22 protein-coding genes are annotated in these 25,317 nt (G+C 64.7%); 20 read left to right on the top strand and 2 right to left on the bottom strand.

The features are described from left to right. Window positions 1-347: 347 nt before the first annotated feature. The 20 genes from ACCQ04_RS12630 (at window position 348) to ACCQ04_RS12535 (ending at window position 21,984) form a co-directional block, all read left to right on the top strand. A complete protein-coding gene (locus ACCQ04_RS12630; RefSeq protein ID WP_016903310.1) occupies window positions 348-1,046 on the top strand; it encodes a polysaccharide biosynthesis/export family protein in 699 nt (232 codons plus the stop codon). Next, on the top strand, window positions 1,028-2,467 hold the full coding sequence (locus ACCQ04_RS12625) for a GumC family protein (RefSeq protein WP_226427621.1): 1,440 nt from the start codon (window positions 1,028-1,030) through the stop codon (window positions 2,465-2,467). Before ACCQ04_RS12630 ends, ACCQ04_RS12625 begins: the two co-directional genes overlap by 19 nt. Before the next feature lie 243 nt (window positions 2,468-2,710). Next, complete coding sequence (locus ACCQ04_RS12620) at window positions 2,711-4,165, top strand: undecaprenyl-phosphate glucose phosphotransferase (RefSeq protein WP_024937929.1); 1,455 nt, start codon at window positions 2,711-2,713, stop codon at window positions 4,163-4,165. Between the two features lie 94 nt (window positions 4,166-4,259). Further along, window positions 4,260-5,546 (top strand): polysaccharide biosynthesis protein GumE, encoded by a 1,287-nt coding sequence (locus ACCQ04_RS12615; protein ID WP_180968686.1) that lies wholly within the window; start codon window positions 4,260-4,262, stop codon window positions 5,544-5,546. Next, window positions 5,543-6,634, top strand: coding sequence for an acyltransferase family protein (locus tag ACCQ04_RS12610; RefSeq protein WP_372358533.1), 1,092 nt, complete (start codon window positions 5,543-5,545; stop codon window positions 6,632-6,634). The genes ACCQ04_RS12615 and ACCQ04_RS12610 overlap by 4 nt, the downstream gene beginning before the upstream one ends. Before the next feature lie 13 nt (window positions 6,635-6,647). Beyond that, a complete protein-coding gene (locus ACCQ04_RS12605) occupies window positions 6,648-7,736 on the top strand; it encodes an acyltransferase family protein (protein WP_255618604.1) in 1,089 nt (362 codons plus the stop codon). A gap of 67 nt (window positions 7,737-7,803) precedes the next feature. After that, the gene (locus tag ACCQ04_RS12600) at window positions 7,804-8,946 is read left to right on the top strand and encodes a glycosyltransferase family 4 protein (protein WP_226427623.1); all 1,143 of its coding nucleotides are present in this window, start codon (window positions 7,804-7,806) and stop codon (window positions 8,944-8,946) included. Beyond that, window positions 8,943-9,992: a glycosyltransferase gene (locus tag ACCQ04_RS12595; protein WP_226427624.1), complete on the top strand. Its 1,050-nt coding sequence runs from the start codon at window positions 8,943-8,945 to the stop codon at window positions 9,990-9,992. Before ACCQ04_RS12600 ends, ACCQ04_RS12595 begins: the two co-directional genes overlap by 4 nt. A 17-nt stretch (window positions 9,993-10,009) precedes the next feature. After that, a complete protein-coding gene (locus ACCQ04_RS12590; RefSeq protein WP_104542483.1) occupies window positions 10,010-11,494 on the top strand; it encodes a lipopolysaccharide biosynthesis protein in 1,485 nt (494 codons plus the stop codon). 64 nt (window positions 11,495-11,558) lie between these two features. After that, window positions 11,559-12,758: a GumK N-terminal domain-containing glycosyltransferase gene (locus tag ACCQ04_RS12585; RefSeq protein ID WP_226427625.1), complete on the top strand. Its 1,200-nt coding sequence runs from the start codon at window positions 11,559-11,561 to the stop codon at window positions 12,756-12,758. Between the two features lie 36 nt (window positions 12,759-12,794). Then, window positions 12,795-13,589, top strand: coding sequence for a polysaccharide pyruvyl transferase family protein (locus ACCQ04_RS12580; protein ID WP_039522111.1), 795 nt, complete (start codon window positions 12,795-12,797; stop codon window positions 13,587-13,589). Between the two features lie 4 nt (window positions 13,590-13,593). After that, window positions 13,594-14,388, top strand: a complete 795-nt coding sequence (locus ACCQ04_RS12575) for a WecB/TagA/CpsF family glycosyltransferase (protein WP_161961052.1) — start codon at window positions 13,594-13,596, stop codon at window positions 14,386-14,388. Window positions 14,389-14,423: 35 nt separating this feature from the next. Then, window positions 14,424-14,885: a cupin domain-containing protein gene (locus ACCQ04_RS12570; RefSeq protein WP_226427626.1), complete on the top strand. Its 462-nt coding sequence runs from the start codon at window positions 14,424-14,426 to the stop codon at window positions 14,883-14,885. Window positions 14,886-14,977: 92 nt separating this feature from the next. After that, window positions 14,978-15,997, top strand: coding sequence for a TraB/GumN family protein (locus tag ACCQ04_RS12565; protein WP_024937918.1), 1,020 nt, complete (start codon window positions 14,978-14,980; stop codon window positions 15,995-15,997). 135 nt (window positions 15,998-16,132) lie between these two features. After that, window positions 16,133-17,164: a 3-oxoacyl-[acyl-carrier-protein] synthase III C-terminal domain-containing protein gene (locus ACCQ04_RS12560; RefSeq protein ID WP_186810809.1), complete on the top strand. Its 1,032-nt coding sequence runs from the start codon at window positions 16,133-16,135 to the stop codon at window positions 17,162-17,164. Window positions 17,165-17,199: 35 nt separating this feature from the next. Beyond that, window positions 17,200-18,048, top strand: a complete 849-nt coding sequence (locus ACCQ04_RS12555; protein ID WP_047125132.1) for an MBL fold metallo-hydrolase — start codon at window positions 17,200-17,202, stop codon at window positions 18,046-18,048. Then, entirely contained in the window at window positions 18,045-19,004 is a 960-nt protein-coding gene (locus ACCQ04_RS12550; RefSeq protein ID WP_226427627.1) for an NAD-dependent epimerase/dehydratase family protein, read from the top strand. Before ACCQ04_RS12555 ends, ACCQ04_RS12550 begins: the two co-directional genes overlap by 4 nt. Beyond that, window positions 18,995-20,149, top strand: a complete 1,155-nt coding sequence (locus tag ACCQ04_RS12545) for a glycosyltransferase (protein ID WP_104554378.1) — start codon at window positions 18,995-18,997, stop codon at window positions 20,147-20,149. Before ACCQ04_RS12550 ends, ACCQ04_RS12545 begins: the two co-directional genes overlap by 10 nt. Further along, window positions 20,127-20,738 carry a hypothetical protein gene (locus tag ACCQ04_RS12540; protein ID WP_104554128.1) on the top strand — a complete coding sequence of 204 codons (612 nt, stop codon included), beginning with the start codon at window positions 20,127-20,129 and terminating at the stop codon, window positions 20,736-20,738. Before ACCQ04_RS12545 ends, ACCQ04_RS12540 begins: the two co-directional genes overlap by 23 nt. Then, on the top strand, window positions 20,728-21,984 hold the full coding sequence (locus ACCQ04_RS12535) for a glycosyltransferase (protein WP_226427628.1): 1,257 nt from the start codon (window positions 20,728-20,730) through the stop codon (window positions 21,982-21,984). The genes ACCQ04_RS12540 and ACCQ04_RS12535 overlap by 11 nt, the downstream gene beginning before the upstream one ends. Window positions 21,985-22,120: 136 nt before the next feature. On the opposite strand, the gene dxs is transcribed toward ACCQ04_RS12535, so the two are convergent. Together dxs and ACCQ04_RS12525 are read right to left on the bottom strand one after the other, a co-directional pair. Then, complete coding sequence (gene dxs / locus ACCQ04_RS12530; RefSeq protein WP_065031735.1) at window positions 22,121-24,037, bottom strand: 1-deoxy-D-xylulose-5-phosphate synthase; 1,917 nt, start codon at window positions 24,035-24,037, stop codon at window positions 22,121-22,123. A gap of 369 nt (window positions 24,038-24,406) precedes the next feature. Then, window positions 24,407-25,063, bottom strand: a complete 657-nt coding sequence (locus ACCQ04_RS12525) for an HNH endonuclease (RefSeq protein WP_104554130.1) — start codon at window positions 25,061-25,063, stop codon at window positions 24,407-24,409. Between the last annotated feature and the right edge of the window lie 254 nt (window positions 25,064-25,317).

Here is a 25,317-nt window from a genome sequence, read left to right as displayed (position 1 = left end):
CCGAGCCCGTTTGTTTGCGGTTCTGTTCGCTATGGACCTGGGTCACGCAATGTCGCTAAGTCCCCGAAAATGCTCCAAATCATTGGCGGCGGATTCGTACTTGGATCACGTTTTGTTAACGCCGCAACGACGAACTTGAATCAATAGGCCAACGCCGTCAAAAAAATGGCGAGCAGCGTCTTGCGATGCGTTGGTTCTATGCCATAGTGCACTGCAACACGTCACACCTGTCGTGATCCCAAGCGTCTTGGGATGAATTTCTCTGTCGTACGTTCTTGCTGGCGTGTTGGCCGGTTGAATGCTGCGCGAGGTCCTGTCCCACCCAACCGAGGCAGCCAGCCACACGCATGAAAAAACTGATCGGACGATTTTGCCAAGGCCTCAGCCTGGCGTTGATCTGCTCGATGGCACTGGGCGCATGCAGCACCGGTCCGAAGATGGCCGATTCGCTGCCGCTTCCGGATCCGCTCGCGATGTCCGCCGTGCAACCGGAGTATCGACTTGCCCCAGGCGACTTGCTGTTGTTCAAGGTGTTCCAGGTCGACGATCTGGAACGGCAGGTCCGCATCGATCAGAACGGCCACATCTCGCTGCCGTTGATCGGCGACGTCAAGGCAGCCGGCCTGGGTGTCGGCGAGCTGGAAAAGCTGGTGGCAGAACGCTACGCCGCCGGTTATCTGCAGCAGCCGCAGGTGTCGGTGTTCGTGCAGGAATCCAATGGTCGCCGAGTCACGGTGACCGGTGCGGTCGACGAGCCGGGCATCTATCCGGTGATCGGCGCCAACCTGACCCTGCAGCAGGCCATCGCGCAGGCCAAGGGCGTCAGCACCGTGGCCAGCCGCGGCAACGTCATCGTGTTTCGCACCGTCAACGGTCAAAAGATGATCGCCAGATTCGATCTGACCCAGATCGAGAAGGGGGCCAACCCGGACCCTGAGATCTACGGCGGCGACATCGTTGTGGTGTACCGCTCCGACGCACGCGTCTGGCTGCGCACCATGCTGGAACTGACCCCCCTTGTGATGGTGTGGCGCGCTTACCGATGAGTATGAATTCAGACAATCGTTCTTCCCCGTCTCATCGTCATGGGCATCTCGAGCTGGCCGACGTTGGCTTGCTCGACTACTGGCGCGCGCTGGTCTCACAGCGCTGGTTGATCATTCTGATCACCGTCGGGGCAGTGGCACTGGCGTTTGGCGTCACCCTGCTGATGCCGGAAAAGTACCGCGCCACCAGCACGCTGCAGATCGAGCGCGACTCGCTCAACGTGGTGAATGTCGACAACCTGATGCCGGTGGAATCGCCGCAAGATCGCGATTTCTACCAGACCCAGTACCAGCTGCTGCAGAGCCGCTCGCTGGCCCGTGCGGTAATCCGCGAAGCCAAGCTCGATCAGGAGCCGGCGTTCAAGCAGCAGGTCGACGAAGCGCTGGAAAAGGCTGCTGCCAAGAATCCGGAAGCCGGCAAGTCGGTCGACTCGCGCCAGGCCATCATCGAGCGCAGCCTGACCGATACGCTGCTGGCCGGGCTGGTGGTCGAGCCGATCCTCAATTCGCGCCTGGTCTACGTCAACTACGATTCGCCGGACCCGGTGCTGGCTGCCAAGATCGCCAACACCTATACCAAGGTCTTCATCGTCAGCACGCAGGAACGCCGCATCAAGGCATCCTCGTTCGCGACCAAGTTCCTGGCCGAGCGCCTGGAGCAGTTGCGCGACAAGGTGGAGGATTCGGAGAAGAATCTGGTCTCCTATTCCACCGACGAGCAGATCGTGTCGGTGGGCGACGACAAGCCATCGCTTCCGGCGCAGAACCTCAGCGACCTCAATGCGATGCTGGCATCGGCGCAGGACGCCCGCATCAAGGCCGAGGCAGCCTGGCGTCAGGTCAGCAGCGGTGACGCGATGTCGCTGTCGCAAGTGCTGAGCAATCCGCTGATCCAGAGCCTGCGCGGCGAGCAGATCCGCTTGAACACCGAATATCAGCAGAAGCTGTCGACCTTCAAGCCGGACTATCCGGAAATGCAGCGTCTGAAAGCGCAGATCGAAGAGTCGCGTCGCCAGATCAATGGCGAGGTCCTCAATATCCGCCAGTCGCTGAAGGCGACCTACGACGCGTCGGTGCATCAGGAGCAGCTGCTCAACCAACGCATCGCCGGATTGCGTAACGATGAGCTCGATCTGCAGAGCCGCAGCATCCGCTACAACATGCTCAAGCGCGACGTCGATACCAACCGCCAGCTCTACGATGCGCTCCTGCAGCGCTACAAGGAGATCGGTGTGGCGAGCAACGTCGGCGCCAACAACGTGACCATCATCGATACCGCAGACGTGCCTACGTCTAAGACTTCGCCGAAACTCAAATTGAACCTCGCTTTGGGCTTCATCTTTGGCGTATTCCTGGGTGTGGCTGTGGCACTGGTGCGCTACTTCCTGCGTGGCACGGCAGCGCAGACGCGGTTGGACTGACATTGTCGTGTTGCACAACGATGGTTAATTGAAGTGACAACTGATTCAGCGTGGAAAAGGTTGGATCCCGTATGTTTCGGGCTCCTTCGTTTGAAAGTTTGTCTCTGTTGAAACAAAGGGCTGTCGTGCGATCTGGGGTCGGTAGGTATTACCGCGGTGATCGCCCGACGGAGATGATTGAAAGCTCGCGTGCGTTTCGTATGTTCCCCCGCATGCGCCGTATCGAGTTTGGAGGACATCCCCATGCTTTTGGCAGACTTGAGTAGCGCGACTTACACCACATCCTCGCCGCGATTGTTGTCCAAGTATTCGGCTGCGGCCGATCTGGTCCTGCGCGTCTTCGACCTCACCATGGTCGTGGTTTCCGGGCTGATCGCCTATCGCATCGTCTTCGGTTCCTGGGTGCCTGCGGCACCGTACCGGGTCGCCATCGCCACCACGCTGTTGTACTCGGTGATCTGCTTTGCGCTGTTCCCGCTGTATCGCAGCTGGCGCGGTCGCGGGCTGTTGAGCGAGCTGATGGTGCTGGGCGGTGCATTCGGCGGCGTGTTTGCGCTGTTCGCGGTACATGCGCTGATCGTGCAGGTTGGCGAGCAGGTCTCGCGCGGCTGGATCGGCCTGTGGTTCGTCGGTGGGCTGGCCTCGCTGGTGGCGGCCCGCACGGTGCTGCGCGGCTTCCTGAATCACCTGCGCACCCAGGGTGTGGATGTGCAGCGGGTGGTGGTGGTCGGTCTGCGCCACCCGGTGATGAAGATCAATCACTACCTCAGCCGCAACCCCTGGGTCGGCATGAACCTGGTCGGTTATTTCCGCACACCTTACGACATCGCCGTGACCGAGCAGCGTCAGTCGCTGCCGTGCCTGGGCGATCCGGACGCGCTGATCGAGTACCTGAAGGACAACCAGGTCGAGCAGGTGTGGATCTCGCTGCCGCTGGGCGAACGTGACCATATCAAGCAGTTGCTGCAGCGCCTGGATCGCTATCCGATCAACGTGAAGCTGGTGCCGGACCTGTTCGACTTCGGTCTGTTGAACCAGTCCGGCGAGCAGATCGGCAACGTGCCGGTGATCAACCTGCGCCAGGGCGGTGTGGACCGCGACAACTACTTCGTGGTCGCCAAGGCGCTGCAGGACAAGATCCTGGCCGTGGTTGCGCTGATGGGCCTGTGGCCGTTGATGGCTGCGATTGCGGTTGGTGTGAAGATGAGCTCGCCGGGGCCGGTGTTCTTCCGCCAGCGTCGCCATGGCCTGGGTGGGCGCGAGTTCTACATGTTCAAGTTCCGCTCGATGCGTGTGCATGACGACCATGGCACCACCATCCAGCAGGCGACCAAGAACGACACCCGTATCACCCGTTTCGGTGCGTTCCTGCGCCGCAGCAGCCTGGACGAGTTGCCGCAGATCTTCAACGTGCTTGGTGGCAGCATGTCGATCGTGGGGCCGCGCCCGCATGCCGCGCAGCACAACACCCATTACGAAAAGCTGATCAATCACTACATGCAGCGCCATTACGTCAAGCCGGGCATCACCGGTTGGGCGCAGGTCAATGGATTCCGTGGCGAAACCCCGGAGCTGCGTACGATGAAGAAGCGCATCCAGTACGACCTGGACTACATCCGTCGTTGGTCGCTGTGGCTGGATATTCGCATCATCGTGCTGACCGCAGTGCGTGTGCTCGGACAGAAGACCGCGTACTGATGATGGCGGGGAGTGTGCGACCTGGCGCGCCGAGCGCCGCGGGCGGCTGCATCGCAGCCGCCCCTTTCAAGCAGGCGTCTGCATGCTGATCCGAATGAGCGACGAGGCCCGCGTTCGCTGGCACAACCTGCTGATCGAGCTGACGCTGCTGGTCGGCGTCGGTTACAACCTGCTGCTGGCGCTGATCAACGCGAACGTGTTCACCGTACGTCCGGTGATCACTTACGCAGTGGAGTTCATGGTCTACGCCGCGTGTTTCCTGCTCGGCCTGGGTTCGATGAGCCGCAAGCGCATTGCATTGATCATCAGCGGCCTGGGGCTGATCGTCACCTTGATGTTCGTGCGCTTCCTGGTGAACTGGCAGATCGATCCGAAGTTCTTCCGCGACGCGCTGGTGGTGTTTGCGTTCGTGGTGCTTGGTTCGGCTTATACCGGGTCGGTGCCCAAGCTGTTCGTGCGCATGACCATCATCGTGTCGTTGGTTGCGGCGTTCGAACTGGCGATGCCCAGCGCCTATGGCGATCTGGTCAACCCGAAGAGCTTCTTCGTCAACGCGCGCGGCATGAGCGCGGAAGGGTTCTGGAACGAAGACAGCAACCTGTTCGTCAGCGCCACGCGACCGGGCGAGCGCAACTTCCTGCCGGGCTCCAATCTTCCCCGCGCCTCCTCGATGTTCATCGAGCCGGTGACGATGGGTAATTACATCTGCTTCTTTACCGCGATCGTGCTGGTGTTCTGGCGCTGGATGCGGCCGGCGATGCTGATCCTGTCGGTCGGTTTGATCGGTTTCATGGTCGTGGCCTCCGACGGCCGACTTGCGGCGGGCACCTGCGTACTGATGGTGCTGCTGTCGCCGCTGTTGAAACGCCTGGATCAACGGCTGGCGTTCCTGGTCTTCCTGCTCGTGATCATGACGGCGTGGCTGTTGGTGTGGATCACCGGGATCACGGCCTATCAGGACAACACGATGGGCCGGATCTTCTTCACCGTCAATTCGATGAACAACCTGTCCTTCAACTCGTGGATGGGCCTGGATTTTGCGCAGGCGTACCGTTACTTCGACAGCGGCATTGCCTACTTCATCGCATCGCAGTCGATCGTCGGCGTGCTCGCCTTCCTGCTGTCGTATTCGTTCCTGTTGTTGATGCCGAGCAAGGAAGGGCAGTTGTTCAAGAACCTGGCGATCTTTGCGTTCGCGCTGAGCCTGCTGGTGTCCAACGGCTACTTCTCGATCAAGACGTCGGCATTGTGGTGGTTTGTGTGTGGCTGCCTGTGGCACATGCGGCCGACCTGGTCTGCTGCCAGCGCTACGCAGCTGCCCAGACAGGATCCGGCCGACGAGGATGCGCGATTGCCACTGCCCGCGGGAGGCACACGATGAGTGTGGCGGCAACGCAAGCACCACAGCCGGTGGCACCGGTCGTCGGTGCGTCCGTTGCCACCGGCGGGCGCAGCCGCGACCCGCGTATCGATGCCACCAAGGCCCTGGCGATCCTGTTGGTGGTGTTCTGCCACGCCAAGGGCGTGCCGCATGCGATGACGTTGTTTGCCTACAGCTTCCACGTGCCGCTGTTCTTCATGGTGTCCGGCTGGCTGGCGGCGGGCTATGCGTCGCGGACCACCGGCCTGCCGCAGACCATCAGCAAGCAGGCACGCAGTCTGCTGCTGCCGTACGTGACGTTCTATCTGCTCGGCTACGCGTACTGGTTGCTGACGCGCAATATCGGTGAGAAGGCGGCGCGCTGGGGCAGCCATCCGTGGTGGGAGCCGATCGTGGCGATGTTCACCGGGATCGGCCCCGATCTGTATGTGCAGCCCCCGCTATGGTTCCTGCCGGTGATGCTGGTGACGGTGCTGAGCTATGTGGTGCTGCGCCGCTGGCTGTCGCCGGTGGTGATCGCGGTGGCGTCGTTGATCCTGGCCTGGTGCTGGATGCGCTGGTTTCCGGGCCAACAGGTCCGGCTTTTTTTTGGCCTGGACGTTCTACCGGTGTCGCTGTGCTTCTACGCGCTGGGCGCCTTGCTGATCCATGTTTCCGCACGTCTGCCGAGCTCCTTGCCGGTGAGCGCGCTGGCGACGGTACTGCTGGCGTTGCCGGTGGCCTGGCTGGCCGATCGTAATGGCCGCATCGACGTCAACATGCTGGAGTTTGGCCGCAACCACGTCGGGTTTTTGGTCAGCGCAGTACTTGGCTCACTGATGGTGATCTGTGCCGCACGGTTGGTGCAGGGCTGGGCCTGGATACAGTGGATCGGCCGCAATACCTTGCTGATCCTGTGCACCCATATGCTGGTGTTCTTCGTGCTCTCCGGTGTTGCGGCGCTGGCCGGCGGATTCGCTGCCTCGCGCCCGGGCCTGGGCTGGGCAGTGTTCGTGACGGTGTTTACGCTGCTCGCGTGCGTGCCGCTGCGCTGGTTGCTGATGCGTTTTGCGCCGTGGACCCTGGGTGCCCGCCCGGTGGCGGCATGAGCGGCGCTGCGCCATGACCACCGCACCGTATTCCAACGCGGCCCGGCACGGCGGCCTGGGTGCCAAGGCTGCGCCGGCGCCTGCATTGACCCGCGATTGGCAGATCGATGCAGCAAAGGCGCTGGCGATCGTCCTGGTGGTGCTGGGGCATGCCAACGGCATGCCGGCCGCCTACAAGTTGTTCGCCTACAGTTTTCATGTGCCGCTGTTTTTCGTGTTGTCCGGCTGGGTCGGCGAGCGCTTCGGCCACCGCGCAATGACGGTGGCGACGATTGCGAAGTTGGCGCGCACGTTGCTGGTTCCCTATGTCGCGTTTTTCCTGGTGGCCTACGCCTGCTGGCTACTGATGGGAGTGACCAGCCGCGCGGCGCATCCATCGCATGTGCTGCCGTGGTGGGATCCGTTTATCGGCCTGTTCTGGGCCAACGGCACGCGTCTGTACGTGCTTCCGGCGTTGTGGTTCCTGCCTGCCTTGTTCGTCACCACGCTGGCCTACATCGCCTTGCGCACGCGCCTGACGACGGCGGCCCTGGCGGCAGTCAGTCTGTTGTTCGCCTTGGCATGGGCGGGCTGGTTTCCGTCGTTGCACCTGCGGCTTCCGTTGGCGCTGGATGTATTGCCTGTCGCGCTGTTCTTCATCGCCGTGGGCGGATGGCTATCGCGCTACGCCGATGCACTGCGCGCGCTTGGCGCCTCGGCATGGGCATTGGCACTGCCGGTGCTGGCAGCAGCGTGGTGGTGGCTGGCCGGATGGAACGGGCAAGTGGATGTGAACAATCTGCAGTTCGGGCATTCCGCTGCGGTGTTCCTGCTGGTCAGCCTGCTGGGCACCGCGATGACCTTGTGCGTGGCGTATTTCGTTCGACAGTGGCGTTGGCTGCAGTGGATCGGTGGCAATACCTTGCTGATCCTGTGCACGCACACATTGGTGTTTCTGGTGCTCACCAGTGTGGTGGCACGAACGGGTGTGATCGCTCGCAGCCTGATCGGCACACCGGCCTGGGCGATGGGCCTGAGCGCGTTCGCTGTCGCGGTCAGTGTGCCAATGCGCGCGGTGCTGGTGCGCGTTGCACCATGGATGTTGGGATTGAAACGCAAATGACGAGCTTCCAGAATGATCAGCCGAGCATGCAGATGTGTCTGCGTCGCTGGCACAGGAGATTGGCGTAATGAAAGTGGTGCATGTCGTCCGCCAATTCCATCCTTCGATCGGAGGCATGGAGGAAGTCGTTCTCAATGTGGCCCGTCAACACCAGGCCACCAGTGCCGATACGGTGGAGGTCGTGACCCTGGATCGGGTGTTTACCGATCCGGGCGCGCAGCTTGCGCAGCAGGAGACGTATCAGGGCTTGCCGATCCGACGCATCGGTTATCGCGGCTCGTCGCGTTACCCGTTGGCGCCGTCCGTGCTGAGCGCGATCCGCTCGGCCGATCTGGTGCATCTGCATGGCATCGATTTTTTCTACGACTATCTGGCGCTGACCAAACCGCTGCATGGCAAGCCGATGGTGGTGTCCACGCACGGCGGCTTCTTCCACACTGCGTATGCCTCGCGGATGAAGCAGCTATGGTTTCAAACGCTCACCCGCACTTCTGCATTGGCGTATGCGCGGCTGATCGCCACCAGCGAGAACGACGGCGAGCTGTTCGCCAAGGTGGTGTCGCCGGCGCGCTTGCGGGTGATCGAAAACGGCGTGGACGTGGAGAAATACGCAGCGCAGGGCGCAGCGACGCCGGGACGGACCATGATGTATTTCGGCCGCTGGTCGGTGAACAAGGGCCTGATCGAAACCTTGGAGCTGCTGCAGGCGGTACTGCAGCGCGATCCGCAGTGGCGCCTGATCATTGCCGGGCGCGAATACGATTTGAACGAGGCCGACCTGCGCAAGGCGATCGCCGAGCGGGGCTTGCAGGACAAGGTCCAGCTCAGCATGTCGCCGTCGCAGGAACAGTTGCGCAGCCTGATGCAGCAGGCGCAGTTCTTCGTCTGCCTGTCGCGCCATGAAGGCTTCGGCATCGCTGCGGTCGAGGCGATGAGTGCCGGCCTGATTCCGATCCTCAGCGACATCCCGCCGTTCGTGCGTCTTGCCAGCGAATCGGGGCAGGGCGTGATCGTCAACCGCGACCGGATCGATGCGGCCGCAGAGCAGGTACAGACGCTAGCGCTGCAGGCGGATGCCGATTTCGATACGCGTCGTGCAGCGTCGATGGCGTACGTGAGCCGCTACGACTGGAAGCATGTGGTCGGGCGCTACGTCGACGAATACCACACCGCGTTGGGCACCCGCCGTACCCAGGAGGCAGTGCGATGAGCGCGCCTGCATCGGCAGCGAGTGCGCGTGCGTCCGCGCAGCCGCAGGTCACCGTGCTGTTCTCCACCGAGAAGCCCAATGCCAGCACCAATCCGTACCTGACCCAGCTTTACGCATCGCTGCCCGCTGCAGTGCAGCCGCGCTTCTTTTCGATGCGCGATGCGCTGCTGTCGCGCTACGACGTGCTGCATCTGCATTGGCCGGAATATCTGCTGCGCCATCCCAGCGCGATCGGCACCCTGGCCAAGCAGATGTGTGCGGCGCTGTTGCTGCTCAAGCTGCAGCTGACCGGCACGCCGGTGGTGCGCACCTTGCACAACCTGGCACCGCACGAGGATCGCGGCTGGCGCGAGCGCGGCCTGTTGCGCTGGATCGATCGGCTGACGCGTCGCTGGATCCGCATCAACGCGACCACGCCGCCGCGACCGCCATTCACCGACACCATCCTGCACGGCCATTATCGCGAGTGGTTTGCAAAGATGCCGCAAGGCACGCCGGTTCCGGGGCGGCTGCTGCATTTCGGTCTGATCCGCCCGTACAAGGGCGTGGAAACGCTGCTGGAGGTGATGCGTCAGGTCGACGATCCGCGCCTGAAGCTGCGTATCGTCGGCAACCCGGCCACGCCGCAGATGCGCAGCCTGGTGGAGGAGGCCTGCGCGCAGGATCCGCGTGTGAGTGCCTTGCTGGCTTATGTCGAAGAGCCGGTGCTCGCACGCGAAGTCAGCGAGGCCGAGTTGGTGGTGCTGCCGTACCGGCAGATGCACAACTCCGGCACCTTGTTGCTGGCGTTGTCGCTGGCGCGCCCGGTGCTGGCACCGTGGAGCGAATCCAATGCGGCGATTGCCGAAGAAGTGGGGCCGGGCTGGGTGTTTCTCTACGAAGGCGAATTCGATGCGGCGCTGCTGACCGGCATGCTGGACCAGGTGCGTGCCGCGCCGCGCGGCCCGGCGCCGGATCTCTCGCAACGTGACTGGCCACGGATCGGACAGCTGCATTACCGCACCTACCTGGAAGCGCTCGGCAAGGATGGAGACGCCGCGCTGTGACCGCAGAGATCCCAACGATGAATTCCCCCACGCCGCCGCCACAGCGCAGCCTCGGTTCGCGCGCCGCCGGTGGGGCAGCGGTGACCATGATCGGCCAGTCGGCCAAGATGGTCGTGCAGTTCGGCGGCATCATCCTGCTGGCGCGCCTGCTGACGCCTTACGATTACGGCCTGATGGCGATGGTCACCGCGATTGTCGGTGCGGCCGAGATCCTGCGTGACTTTGGCCTGTCTGCCGCTGCCGTGCAGGCCAAGCATGTCAGCCGCGAGCAGCGCGACAACCTGTTCTGGATCAACAGCGGCATCGGCTTGTCGCTGTCGGTGATGGTCTACGCCTCTGCCCATGTGATCGCCAACTTCTACAAGGAGCCGGCGCTGGTGACGATCTCCCAGGCGCTGGCGGTGACCTTCCTGATCAACGGCATGACCACGCAGTACCGCGCGCATCTGAGCCGCGGGCTGCGATTTGGCCAGGTCGCGCTCAGCGATGTGGGATCGCAGGTGCTGGGCCTGGGCGCGGCCGTCGCTGCCGCCTTGCTGGGCTGGGGCTATTGGGCGCTGGTGGTGCAGCAGGTGGTGCAGGCGGTGGTCAATTTCATCATCGCGGCGAGCTGTGCACGCTGGTTGCCGGGCGGATACCAACGCTCGGCGCCGATGCGCGACTTCATGAGCTTCGGCTGGAACCTGATGGCCGCGCAGTTGCTGGGCTATGCCAGCCGCAACGTTGGCCAGGTCATCATCGGTTGGCGCACCGGCCCGGACGCACTGGGCCTGTACAACCGTGCGTTTCAGCTGTTGATGATGCCGTTGAATCAGATCAACGCGCCGGCCACCAGCGTGGCGTTGCCGGTGTTGTCGCAGCTGCAGGACGACCGCGAACGCTTCAGCGCCTTCCTGCTGCGCGGGCAAACGGTGATGGTGCATCTGATCGTTGCGCTGTTCGCCTTCGCCTGCGCGCTGGCCATGCCGCTGATCGTGCTGGTGCTCGGCGAGCAGTGGCGCGAGGCGGTGCCCCTGTTCCAGGTGCTGACGCTGGGCGGTATTTTCCAGACTGCGTCCTATGCAACCTACTGGGTGTTCCTTGCCAGGGGCCTGATGCGCGCGCAGTTGCTGTTCTCGCTGGTCAGCCGCATCGTGCTGATCGGCTGCATCTTCGTCGGCTCGCGCTGGGGCGCGATGGGCGTGGCGATCGGTTATTCATTCGGGCTGCTGGTGACCTGGCCGTTGTCGCTGGTCTGGGTCGGCAAGATCTCCGACGCACCGGTGGCTGCACTGTTCACCAATGCGGTGCGCGCGATGACCGCGTACGGCGTGGCGGGCGTGTGCGCGTACTACGCATCCATCACCGTCGGTGGCCCGCTGTGGCAGCAGCTGGCCGTTGGTGCGGCCACGATGGCGGCGGTCTGTCTGCTGGCGTTGGCGATCTGGCCGGCGTTCCGTCGCGACGTCATTGCCATTCTCAACATCCGCAAGTTGCTGAGGCAGGCCAAGGCACGCCAATGAGATCGACATCGTCTTCGCCTGCGTTCTTGCATGCTTTCTCCCACTCATTCATAGGACACGGCCCATGAGCGATACACCCGCCGCCGCTTCCGGCATTCGCCGGCCTTGCTATCTGGTCTTGTCCGCCCACGATTACCGCACGCCACGGCGCGCCAATATCCACTTCATCACCGATCAACTCGCGCTGCGCGGCACCACGCGGTTTTTCTCGCTGCGCTACAGCCGCCTATCGCGCATGAAGGGCGACATGCGGCTGCCGCTGGACGACACCGCAAACACCGTGGTGTCGCACAAGGGCGTGGACTGCTACCTGTGGCGCACGACGGTGCATCCGTTCAACACGCGTCGTGCCTGGCTGCGTTCTGTCGAAGATGCGATGTTCCGCTGGTATGCCGCGCATCCGCCACGCCAGTTGCTGGACTGGATGCGCGAGGCGGACGTGATCGTGTTCGAAAGCGGTATCGCGGTGGCCTTCATCGAGCTGGCCAAGCGCGTCAATCCGGCAGCGAAGCTGGTCTATCGTGCTTCCGACGGCCTGAGCACAATCAATGTCGCGTCCTATATCGAGCGCGAGTTCGATCGGGTTGCACCGACGCTGGATGTGATCGCATTGGTGTCGCCGGCAATGGCGGAGGAAGTGGCAAGTCGCGATAACGTGTATCACGTCGGTCACGGTGTGGATCACAACCTGGATCAGCTGGGCGACCCGTCGCCGTACGGCGAGGGCATCCATGCGGTCGCGGTGGGCTCGATGTTGTTCGATCCGGACTTCTTCGTGGTTGCCAGCAAGGCGTTCCCGCAGGTCACGTTCCATGTGATCGGCTCGGGCATGGGCCGGCATCCCGGCTATGGCGACAACGTGGTCGTCTATGGCGAGATGAAGCACGCCGAGACCATCGGCTACATCAAGCACGCCCGTTTCGGGATCGCGCCGTACGCATCCGAGCAGGTGCCGGTGTATCTGGCCGATAGTTCGATGAAGTTGCTGCAATACGATTTCTTCGGCCTGCCTGCGGTGTGTCCGAATGCCGTCGTGGGGCCGTATCAATCGCGTTTCGGCTACACTCCCGGCAACGGTGAGTCGGTCATTGCGGCCATCAGTCGCGCGCTGGAAGCACCGCGCGTGCGTTACCGCCAATGCCTGAATTGGTCCGACACCACCGACCGCGTACTGAATCCAGGTGCGTATCCGGAAACCCGTTTGTACCCGCAGCAAGATGGCGCAGCGGTGCGTGCTTCTTCGGAGGCCGCGCTCTCGCACTGATGTGGCGCACCCAACTTTAGAAGGAGACTGCTCGTTATGGCCAATGCTTTGCTGCAGAAATGGATCGAACATGCGGAACGCCGTGCTTTGTTCTGGTGGCAGCCGAAGAACGCTGGCGTCAACATGGGCGATCATCTGTCCAAGGTGATTGTGTCCTGTGTGCTCTCCTTGCAGGACAAGACGCTGATCGAGAAGCGTGATCTCAGCAAGAAGCTGATCGCCATCGGGTCGGTGCTGCATTTTGCCAAGGACGGCGACACCGTCTGGGGCAGCGGCATCAACGGCAAGATTCCTGCGGAGCGAAATACCTTCAGCACGCTCGATGTGCGTGCAGTACGTGGTCCGAAGACGCGTCAATTCCTGCTCGATCGCGGGATCGCGGTACCGGAAGTCTATGGCGACCCCGGTCTGCTGACACCAATGTTTTTCCCTGCCGATGCGCTGGGAACGGCAAACAAGCGCCCCTTTGCCATCGTTCCGCATTTCAACGAGCCGGTCGAGAAGTACAGCGCGTATGCGGACCATCTGGTATTTCCCAACGTCAAACCTGCAACCTTCATGAGTGCGTTGCTGGGCGCCGAGTTGGTGATCAGCAGTTCGCTGCACGGGCTGATTCTTGCCGAAGCGTACGGGATTCCGGCGGTGTACCTGGATTGGGGCAACGGCGAGGATCGTTTCAAGTACGACGACTACTACAACGGCACCGGACGCATGCAGTGGCACTCGGGCAACAGCGTGGAAGAGTGCCTGAAGCTTGGCGGTAACGGCGATTTTGACCTGGAGAAACTGCAGGCCGGGCTGCTGGCCGCGTTTCCTTACGACCTTTGGTGATTCGATGATGCACGGCCGGCAGGTGGATACGGAGACGACAGCAACCGCCAACACGGCGATGCCGCAGGGCGTGGTGATTCCGCTCGGCGGATTTCCGGTGCTCTCCACCACGCAGGAAGCGTTTGCACTGGAATTGTTTCACGCATTGGCCGCCCGGCAACCACGCCGGGTGTTTTTCGCCAACACCAATTTCATCGTGCAATGCCAGGCACTACGTCTGCGGATGCGCGAGCCCAGCGTGCGCATCGTCAATGACGGCATCGGCATGGATCTGGCAGCACGCCTGATCCATGGCCGCCGCTTTGCCGGCAACCTCAATGGCACCGACCTGATTCCGTATCTGTGTCGCGAGGCCGCGCAGCCGCTCAAGTTCTTCCTGCTCGGCGGTCGTCCGGGCGTGGGCAAGACCGCTGCCGCGACCTTGACTGGAACCCTGGGCCAGCAGGTGGTCGGCATGTGCGACGGCTACGGCGAATTTGCCGCCGCCGGCGAGGGCCTGGCCGAGCGCATCAATCGCTCGGGCGCCGATGTGCTGCTGGTGGCCTTCGGCAACCCGCTGCAGGAGCGCTGGATCCTGGATCACAGCCACGCCTTGAACGTGCCGCTGGTGTTCGGGGTCGGCGCGTTGCTGGATTTCCTGTCCGGCACCGCCAAGCGTGCGCCGGATTGGGTACGGCGGCTGCATATGGAATGGATGTACCGGCTGCTCAACGAGCCGCGTCGTCTGCTCAAGCGCTATAGCTGGGATCTGCTGGTGTTCTTCCGCACCTGCCTGCGTGCGGGCAAGCACCTGCCGTGATGCATGCGCGGCGTTGGCTGGCTTAGCATGTAGGCATGCATCCGATCGCCGCCAGCTTGATCCATTCGCTCGAACTCGCTCCGCATCCCGAGGGCGGGCATTTCCGTCGCGTGTACGCGTCCGCGCGCCAGGTGAGCGAGGGCGGTCAACCGCGCCCGGCGTTGACCGCCATCCGCTTCCTGCTCGCTGCCGGCGAATGCAGCGCCTGGCATCGCGTCGATGCGGAAGAAAGCTGGCATTGGCAGCAGGGCGATGCGCTGGAGTTGTCGATCTACGACGAGGCCAGCGGACAGCTGCAACGCCTGATCCTGGATGCTGCCGAGCGCGGTGAGCCGATGCACGTGGTGCCGGCAGGGTGCTGGCAGGCGGCGCGGTCGCTTGGCGATTTCACCCTGGTGGGCTGCACGGTCTCGCCGGGATTCGTCTGGGAAGGATTCGCGCTGCTCGACGGCGCCTCGCCGCTGGCTGCGCACCTGGCCAGCCTGGATCCACGCTGAGCCATCTGCGGCTGCGGCGGCGAACATTTCCCTAACGCGGCCATGGCCGGCTTGGCGTAGTGTCCGCGTTCTCACACAGGGGGCGAGACGTGATGCGAGGCCAGCGGGCGGGGTGGGGCGTGGGAATGATGCTGGTGTCATTGCTGGCGTCGGCCAGCGATGGAACGAAGCCGCAGCCAGCCGCGCCATCGCCGCCGGCCGTGGTCGATCTGGAAGCGATGGTGGTGCGCGGCGTGCAGCCCGGCCCAGGCCTGTGGAAGGTCAGCAAGGGCGATCATGTGCTGTGGATCCTGGGCACCGTGTCGCCGCTGCCGAAGCGGCTGCAGTGGCAGTCGGCCGAGGTGGAGACGATCATCGGCCAGTCGCAGCAGGTGCTGATGGCCCCAACCGTCCAGATCGATGCGGACATGGGGTTCTTCGGCAAACTGACCCTGTTGCCCTCGGCGATGAAGGCGATGAAGAACGAGGACGGCCGCGAACTGCGCGAGCTGCTGCCGGCCGATCTGTATGCGCGCTGGTCGGTTGCCAAGGCACGCTATCTCGGCAGCGACCGTGGGGTGGAGCGCAAGCGCCCGATGCTTGCCGCCGGCGAGTTGTATCAGGCGGCGATCAAGCGCTCCGGCCTGGCGCGCTCGCCGGTGATCTGGTCGGTGGTGGAGCGTGCCGCCAAGCGCGCCGGGATCAAGCCGACCCCCACCGCGCTGGATTACAAGATCGCTGACCCGCGCCAGGCCATCAAGGAGTTCCGCGCCGGCGGCATGGACGACACCGCGTGCTTCCGCAGCATCCTGGTCACCGTCGAGCGCGACCTGCCCACGATGGTCGAGCGCGCCAACGCCTGGTCGGTGGGCGATATCGAGGCACTGCGCCAGTTGCCACGCGAGGATCCCCAGGCCGCCTGCATGAGCGCCATGGCCAGTTCCGGCGCCGCCAGGAAGCGCGGCATCGACGATCTGGAACGGCGCATGCGCGAGCACTGGCTGAGCATCGCCACCACCGCGCTGCAACGCAATCGCAGCACCTTCGCGGTGCTGCCGATCAGCCGGCTGACCGCAGCCGATGGCTATCTGGCGCGCTTGCAGGCGCTGGGATACGCGGTGGAAGCGCCCTGACACGTCGGCACGACTGCCCGGCGGTTGTGGTCTGGAACGAGGTGGCGATCGACTGACCGATCGCCGTCCTCGCAGGCGGGCGATGCGCATTGCGCGCTTCGGCGATCGATCGGCTCGGCCCACGCCAGCCACGGTATGCTGCGCGCCTTGTCCAACGAGACCTCCGTGTTGAACGCATTGCCGCTGCGCATTCTGGGCACCGGGCGCCATGTCCCCGCCACGGAGGTGACCTCGCAACAGCTGGATCAACGCTGGCAGCTGCCGGCAGGCACCACCTTCGCGCGCTCGGGAGTGGCCACGCGCCATTACGTGGGCGAGGGCGAGACGGCTTCGTCGATGGGTGCGGCGGCGGCGACCCAGGCGCTGGCAAGCGCGGGCATCGACCCCGGTCAGATCGATTGCCTGATCTCGGCCTGCAGCGTCATGGAGCAGCCGATTCCCTGCCAGGCGGTGCTGATCCAGCGCGCGCTCGGGCTGGGCGATTCGGGCATTCCGGCCTTCGACGTCAATGCGACCTGCCTGAGCTTTCTGGTGGCGCTGGACATGGCCGCGAACGCGTTGGCGCTCGGGCGCTACCGGTGCGTGTTGATCGTTTCCAGCGAGGTGGCGTCGGGCGGGCTGGATGCATCGACGCCGGCCACCGCCGGCCTGTTTGGCGATGGCGCGGCCGCGGTAGTCGTGGGGCATAGCGCTGCCGATGACGGCTCGGCACTGCTGTCCAGCCGCCTGTCCAGTTACGGCGACGGCGCGGAGCTGTGCCGCATTCGCGGCGGCGGCACCCGCTATCCGCGCGGCGAAGAACAGTCGCCTGATGCCTTGCGCAGCTTCAGCATGGATGGGCGCGGTGCCTACCGGTTCGCCGCGCGCCATCTGCCTGCATTCTGGGAACGGTTGCTGGGCGAGGCCGGCACCACCACGGCAGCGTTGCGCTGCCTGGTCCCGCACCAGGCCTCCGGTGGCGGTCTGGATCATGTGGCGCAGGCGCTGGGGCTGCGCCCCGATCAGGTGATTCGCATCCTGCAGGGCACTGGCAACCAGGTCGCCGCCTCGCTGCCGCATGCCTTGCATCACGCCCGGATCGAACAGCGCATGCAGCGTGGCGATCTGGTTGCGCTGCTCGGCACCGGTGCCGGGCTGGCGATCGGCGGCATGGTGTTGCGGTACTAGGGCGTGTGCGCATGTTCCGACCAGGTCGCGCCCTGATGCCGCCGCGCGTGTCGCTCGAGTTGCTGCGCATCGGCCACTGCCGCCATTGCGAGCGCATGGTGCGTGCGGACGGCCACTGGCATGCGGTGGAATTCCCCGCGTTGAGCGTGCTGATCCGGCATCCGCAGCGCGGCGCGCTGTTGTACGACACCGGGTATGCCGAGCATTTTTTCCGCGCGACCGATCCCTGGCCCGAGCGCCTGTATCGCTGGACCACGCCGGTGCACCTGCCCGCGCACGAAACGCTGGGCGCACAGCTGGCACGCCGTGGCGTGCAGCTGGAGGAGATCGCCTGGTGCCTGATTTCGCACTTCCATGCCGATCATGTCGGCGGTCTGCGCGATCTGCCCAACGCGCGCTTCCTGTGCCTGCGTGCCGACTATCAACAGCTGCGCAGTTGTTCGCGCCTCGGCGGACTGCGGCGTGCCTTGTTGCCGCAGCTGCTCCCCGAGGATTTCGATCGACGCCTGCAGTTTGCCGAGCAAGCACCGTTGCGTGCGCTGACCGGCGCCTGGCAAGGTCTGGGCGCGGCCTACGATCTGTTCGAGGACGGCAGCGTGCTGGCCGTGCCGTTGCCCGGGCACGTGCCCGGGCAGATGGGCCTGTGGTTGCGCGATCAACACGACCGCGAGGTGTTGCTGTGCGCCGACGCGGTGTGGTCGTCGGCGACCTGGTCTGCACTGCAGTGGCCTGCCTGGCCCACACGTTTGTTGATGCATGATTGGCGCGCGTTCCGGCGCACCGTGCAGCAGCTGCACGCGCTGTCGCATGCACACCCGGAGTTGGCCATCCTGCCGTCGCATTGCCAACCCAGTCTTGACCGTTATCAACCGGAGTGGCGATGAGCCTGCGTATTCTCGTGACCGGTGCATCCGGCTTTGTCGGTGGTTCCTTCCTGCGACGTTTCCAGGCGCAGCCGGGTGTGGAGATCCACGGCATCGGTCGCCGCGCCAGCGATCTGCCCAACTACCATCGTATCGATCTGAGCCAGCCGTTCTCGTTGCAGTGGCAGCCGGATGTGGTGATCCACGCTGCGGCATTGGCCTCGCCGTGGGGCACGCGCGCGCAGTTCCAGTTGCACAACGTCCAGGCCACTGCCAACGTCATCGACTTCTGCAAGCGCCATGGCTGCCCGCGTCTGCTGTATGTATCGTCCAGTTCGGTGTTCTATCGCGAGGAGCATCAATACGAGCTCAGCGAGGACAGCCCGATCGGGCCGGCGTTCGTCAACACCTACGCGCAGACCAAATACCTTGGCGAAACGCTGCTGCAGCAGTATCCGGGCGACAAATCCGTGCTGCGCCCGCGTGCGGTGTTCGGGCCGGGAGACACGGTGCTGTTCCCGCGCGTGATTGCCGCTGCGCGCAAGGGTGCGCTGCCGCGCTTCGTCGGCCAGACGCAGCCGGTGATCGGCGACCTGATCTACATCGATACGCTGTGTGATTACCTCTATCGCGCGGCGACCGCGCCGCAGTTGCAGCCGGCCTACAACCTCACCAATGCGCAGCCGGTGGATCTGCAGCAGTTGCTGTTGGACCTGCTCACGCGCCTGCAGCTGCCGCTGCCGCGACGCGAGGTGCGCATCGCCACCGCACTGCGCATGGCCAGCGTGGTGGAGGCGGCGTATCGCGTGCTGCGCCTGCGCGGCGAGCCACCGATCACGCGCTTCGGCGTGGGTGCATTTGCCTATTCCAAGACCTTCGACCCACGCCGCACGCTCGCCGATCTCGGGCCGCCCAGCGTCAGTCTGGAACAAGGCATCGAGGCATTCGTGCGTTGGCAGGCGGCGCAGTGGGCGTAGTCGTTCCGATAGTGGCAGCTGCCTACCTGGCGGTGCTGATGGTCAAGACGGCTGCAGTGCTGTGGGTGCTGCGTGGTGCGCGCACACTGCCAGCGAGTGGCGCCACCACAACCCAGGCCGAGGTGGCGATCCTGCAGCCGGTGCTGGGGGGCGATGCGCATTTGCAGCAGGTCCTTGCGGCCAACCTGCAAGCGCTGCCGGACGCGCAGTTTGTCTGGTTGCTGGATGCAGACGACATCCCGGGAAATAGCGTTGCCGATGCCTTGGTCGCGCTGCATCCGCATGCACGCATCCAGCGCATGCGGGTGCCGGCCGCGCCAGCCGGCATCAACCCCAAGGCCTGGAAGCTCGAGCACGCGCTGGCGCATGTGCGCGCGCCGATCAGCCTGATCCTCGACGACGATGCACAGCTGAGCGCCAGCGCGCTCGTGCGCCTGCTGCAGGATCTGACCGACGCCGATATGGTCACCGCGCTGCCGTACTACCAGGACAGCGCCACGCTGCCAGGCCGGCTGCTGTCGCAGTTCGTCAACAACAATGCGGCGCTGACCTATCTGGGCTGGTTGCCGTTCGCCGCGCCGCTGACCATCAACGGCATGTGCTATGCCGCGCGTACCGAGCAACTGCGTGCCTGGGGCGGGTTTGCCGCGTTACTGCAGCAGCTCACCGACGATCTGGCCGTCGCCACCTTGGTGCGTGAGCGCGGCGGGCGACTCCGCCAATCCGTCGCGCCGGTGGCGATGCGCACCGCGATGCCGGATCTGGCCAGCTACGCACGCCAGATGCATCGATGGATGCTGTTCGCGTCGCTCCTGCTGCGTCGGCAGAGCGTGGGCGTGCGTTCGGCGATCGGCGTGCTGCAGGGGCTGCCGCCGATGCTGCTGCTGGCCTTGCTGGCCTGTGCCTGCGTGCAGGCGAGCTGGCCGGCGCTGGCCTGGGTGCTGGGCACCGTGCTGCTGCGTGCGCTGCTGCTGTGCCTGGTGCAATGGCGGGTGAGCGGTGCGGTTCGCCACCGTCCGCTGCTGTCGGTTGTCGCGGAGTGCCTGCAGCCGCTGCATCTGCTGCATGCGGCGCTGGTGCGCACGATCCGCTGGCGCACCCGGCGTTATCGCGTGTTGCCGGATGGGCGCTTTCGTGCGGACTGACAGCGCCACCCTGCAGATCGCCTTCCTCACCGGGCAAAGCGATCCGGAGAGTTGCGCATTGAGCATGCAGCAACGGCATTTTCTGGAGCAGCTGCAAGGCCCGGGCCGGCGGCTGATCGACTGCAATTATCCGTATCGCCTTGATAGTCCACCGCACCGGCACATGCCGCTGTGGCGCGCCAGCGTGTCCAACGCGCGCCAGTATCTGGCCGCGCGCGCCGCACGCGTTGCCGATGCGGATCGCATGCGCGTGGTGGCGCTGCTGGACCAGGTGCCGACGACGGTACTATTGGCCGGCAGTTGTGGCCTGCAGCTGCTGACAGCCTTACGGCTGCCGCAGGCGCTGCGCACGCGTCTTGCGGTGTTCGCCTATGGCCCGGTGTGCAATGCGCCTGGCATGTTCGGGCAGCTGCGCGTCGTCCAGGGCAGCGGCGACTGGATCTCGCGCGCGCTGTTCGCCGGTGCGCCCGATCTGATGCCTGCCTGCGGGCATCTGCATTATCTGTGCGATGCGACAGTGCTGGCCGAGTGTCAGGCCTTCATCGCGCAGGTCGAGCGGGCAGTGCAGGGGAGGGAACATGCGCATTGATCTGATCGCGCCGCCGTATAGCGGGCATCTGCATCCGATCCTGGCGATCGCCCGGCAGCTGGCGCCACATCACGATGTCCAGGTCATCAGCACGCCGGCGGCACTGGCGCGCATCCGTGCATGCGGACTGAGCGCGGTCAGCGTGCTGGATGCACAAGCCGACCGGCAGTTGCTCGATATCGCCAATCCACCGCATGCGGTAGGCCACAATCCCTTGCGGCTGCGCCGACAGTTGCACAGCGCGCTTGGCCTGATGGCGCGGGTGGGCGATGCGGTACGGCAGCGCTGGCGCGAGCGGAGGCCGGACCTGGTGATCGCCGATTTCACCCTGCCCAGCGCGGGGCTGGCAGCACAGGCGATGGGCATCGCCTGGTGGACCAGCATGCCGTCGCCATGCGTTATCGAAACCGGCGACGGGCCTCCGGCGTATTTCGGCGGCCTGCTTCCGCCATCCACGGCAGCGCAGCGGATCTGGCAGGCGATGGCGCGGCGGTTGACGCGCGGCTTCAAACGGAGCCTGCACCTGTGCTACCGCCGTCAGATGCGCGCATCCGGATTGCCGGCGATCTATCGCAGCGATCGCAGCGAGGCGGTGTATTCGCCGCACTGCATCCTGGCCCTGGGGCTGCCGTCGTTCGAGTTGGCACGGCGCTGGCCGGCGGCGGTGCGCTTCGTCGGGCCGCAGCTGTGCACGCCGCCCGCGGCGGTTGCGACGCCGCAGTTCGTCCCCGGTCGTCGGCATGTGCTGGTGACGCTGGGCACACATCTGCAATGGGTCAAGCAGCGGATGGACCAGGTGCTGCGTGCGGTGGCGCTGCAGTTTCCACAGGTGATCTTCCACTTCAGCGATGGCGATAGCGCCGCGCCGCCAGCGCAGACGCACGGCAACTACCAGCGCCTGCCGTACGTGGACTACGCACAGCAGCTGCATCGCTACGAGCTGGTGGTCCACCATGGCGGTGCCGGCATCCTGTATGCCTGCCTGGCCGCAGGCTTGCCGTCGATCGTCTACCCGCTGGATTACGATCAGTTCGACCATGCCGCGCGCCTGCAGCGCGCAGGTGCGTCGTGGTGGCTGCGCGAGCTGGACGGCCTGCCTGCGCTGTTGCGCGAGGCACTCGCTGCCACCGAGCTGCCAGTAGGCGTGCGCAGATTGCAGACGGAGCTGCATGACATCGATGCGCAGGCGCGCATCCTGCGGCTGGTGGAGGCGTTTGCACGCACCGGGGCGGTGCCGCAGGTCTAGTGCGTCATCGCGCGGGATCGGTCGTGTTGCGGGTCAACGCATCGGCGTCAGCATGCGGCATCCGTCATTGCCGGCACGGGCAGGCGATTCTGCAACCGCCTGCCGCAACTGCCGCCATGTGTGACCCGCGCAGGCCTCAGCCTGCAGCGGCATTCAACGCGGGCGGCTTGCCTGCCATCAGCTGCGGCCAGCGCTTGAGCACCGCAGCGCGGATGCCGGCCTGGTCGATGCCGGCCTCGGCCAGCAGGTCTTCGCGGCTGGCGTGGTGCTGGAAGCTGTCCGGCAGGCCCAGGTGCAGCATCGGCATGGTGACCGCTTCGGCGTTGAGCAGCTCGGCCACGCCCGAGCCGGCGCCGCCGGCAACGACGTTGTCTTCGATGGTGACGAAGCCTTCGTGGCTCTTGGCCAGTTCCAGCAGCATGGCTTTATCGAGCGGTTTGACAAAGCGCATGTTGACCACGGTCAGGCCGAGTTCGCGGCCGACCGCTTCTGCGGCATCCACGCTTGCGCCGAAACCCAGCAGGGCGATACGTGTGCCGCTGTGACGCAGCTGTGCCTTGCCGATCGGCAGGCTGGTGAGCGATGCATCGAGTGCGCTGCCCGGGCCGGTGCCGCGCGGGTAACGCACTGCCGCCGGGCCTTCGTAATGCACGCCGGTGGTCAGCATCTGCCGGCATTCGGCCTCGTCGGCCGGCGCCATCACCACCATGTGCGGGACGCAGCGCAGGAAGCTCAGGTCCAGGTTGCCGGCGTGGGTGGCGCCATCCGGGCCGACCACGCCGCCGCGGTCGATCGCGAACAGCACATCGAGCTTCTGCACCGCCACGTCGTGCACCAGCTGGTCGTAGCCGCGCTGCAGGAAGGTGGAGTAGATCGCCACCACCGGTTTGGCGCCCTGGGTCGCCATCCCGGCGGCCAGCGTCACCGCGTGTTGCTCGGCGATCGCCACGTCGAAATAGCGCTGCGGATATTCCTTGCTGAAACGCACCAGGCCCGAGCCCTCGCGCATCGCCGGGGTGATCACCAGCAACCTGGGTTCGGCCGCGGCCATGTCGCAGACCCAGTCGCTGAAGACATCGGTATAGGTCGGCTTCTTGGCGCCGGCCTTGGCGACCAGGCCCTTGCTCGGATCGAACGGGCCCACCGCGTGGTATCCGATCTGGTCGCCTTCGGCCAGTTCGTAGCCCTTGCCCTTGGTGGTGATCACGTGCAGCAGCTGAGGGCCCTTGAGCGTCTTCAGAGTCTTCAGTGCGCCGACCAGGCCGGGCAGGTCGTGGCCGTCGATCGGGCCGGTGTAGTGGAAGCCCATTTCCTCGAACAGCGTGGACGGCACGAACATGCCCTTCCAGTGTTCTTCCCAACGCCGCACGAAGCGCGCGGTGGGGTTGTTCTTCTTGTCGCCGAGGATCTTCTTGCCGCCCTCGCGGATGGCGTTGAGGGTGCGGCTGCCGCTGGCACGCCCCAGCATCTTGGTCAGCCCGCCGACCGCTTCGGAGATCGACATGCGGTTGTCGTTGAGGATCACCAGCAGGTTCGGCTCCGGGTCCATGCCGCCGGCGTGGTTGAGCGCCTCGTAGACCATGCCGGCGGTCATCGCGCCGTCGCCGATCACCGCCACCACCTTGCGCTCGTCGCCGTTGCGCTGCGCGGCGATCGCCATGCCCAGCGCGGCCGAGATCGAAGTCGAGGAATGCCCGACGCCGAAGGTGTCGTAGACGCTCTCTTCGCGCTTGGGGAACGGCGCCACGCCGTCCTTTTGCTTGACCGTATGGATCTGGTCGCGACGGCCGGTGAGGATCTTGTGCGGATAGGTCTGATGGCCCACATCCCACACCAGCTGATCGACCGGGGTCTGATACAGGTAGTGCAGGGCGACGGTGAGCTCGATCACGCCCAGCCCGGCCGCGAAATGCCCGCCGCTCTTGCCCACCGATTCGATGAGGTAGGCGCGCAGCTCTTCGGCGATCGCGGTCAGATCGGCCTCGTCGAAAGTGCGCAGATCGTCGGGGGTCTGGATGCGGGACAGGCGCGGATAGCGGGTGGAGTCGATCATCATCGTGTCAATGTTCTGAAGCCGTATTGTCCTCCCCATGCGAAGGCCCGGCAAGCAAACCGGTTCAGCTGTCAGCGGGAAGTGATGGCCGAGCCCGCCGGCAGCGCAGGCGCGCGTGCCGGGTTCCAAGGGCTGCGGCAATCTGCCGCACCTGGGTCAGCGGCGTGGGGGATAGGTCAGGGTTGCCTGGCCGTCGTATGGCTCGCGGGTGAAGCCGGTGCACAGGGGAGAACGGGTACGAGGCCATGCGAGGCAATGCGCCGTCGTGAGCGGATCGCTCGACACCGTCGATGATGCCTTTCTCTCGATCGGCCATTGCCAACGGTCGTATTTGGCGCTCGCAACATCACACCGAGCCGGCATGGCGGACTACAGCGACAGTTTCGAGCGCTTGGGCAACTGCGCGCGCAGGAACGCCATCTGGTCGGAGAGGATGTTGCGGTTGGACAGGATCAGATGTTCGATCCAGCTCGGCCGGTACGGCACGGCCAGCAACGGCATATGCGCCTGCTGTGGCGTCCGGTTGGCCTTGCGCGAGTTGCACTGGAAGCAGGCGGTGACCACGTTTTCCCAGCTGTCGCGGCCGCCCTTGGAGACCGGCATGACGTGATCGCGGGTCAGCTGCGGGCGACTGAAGTGCTGGCCGCAATACATGCACAGCTGCGCGTCGCGCGCGAACAGGGCGGTGTTGCTGAGGGTCGGCGTCGGGTCCAGCGCACGCGAACGCGCGTGCCCGCGTGCGGCGATGATGGGATGCAGTTCCATCACGCTGCGCTCGCCGGTCAGGCGCGAGATGCCGCCATGGATCTGCATGCAGGGCTCGCCCAGCGTCCAGGACACCGCATCGCGTGCGTACAGACAGGCTGCATCCTGCCAATTGATCCAGTCCAGCACGCGGCCATGCGCATCGAGCGACAGCAGGCGCAAGGTGGGAAGTTGCTGGATCGCAGCGACAGCGCTGCCCGCGACCGGAGCAGAAGAGCCTCCGGGGAAGATCACATCACCTGCGTGCGTGTCTGTCTCCATCGGGAAAACAGCTTATACCCGATCGTTGACAGTTTGTGTATCGCAGCGAATGGCTTTGGTGTGCGTCTTGCAATCATCGGTCGGCACGTCTCCGCGCAGCCGCCCCGGCCGCCACGCTGCGCAACCATCTTCTGACGCCTTGCAGGCCTTGCTTAGCCGTGTAGGAGCGCACCCGGGCGCGACGTCTCGCCGATCGGCACTGCCTCGTCGCGGCCAGGTCCGCTCCTACGAAGGCGGCGGAAATCCTGGGATGT

Origin of the sequence: Xanthomonas sp. NCPPB 2866 (genome assembly GCF_041475745.2) — a bacterium.
Taxonomy (GTDB): domain Bacteria; phylum Pseudomonadota; class Gammaproteobacteria; order Xanthomonadales; family Xanthomonadaceae; genus Xanthomonas; species Xanthomonas arboricola.
This window is presented reverse-complemented; position numbering and strand designations above follow the sequence as displayed.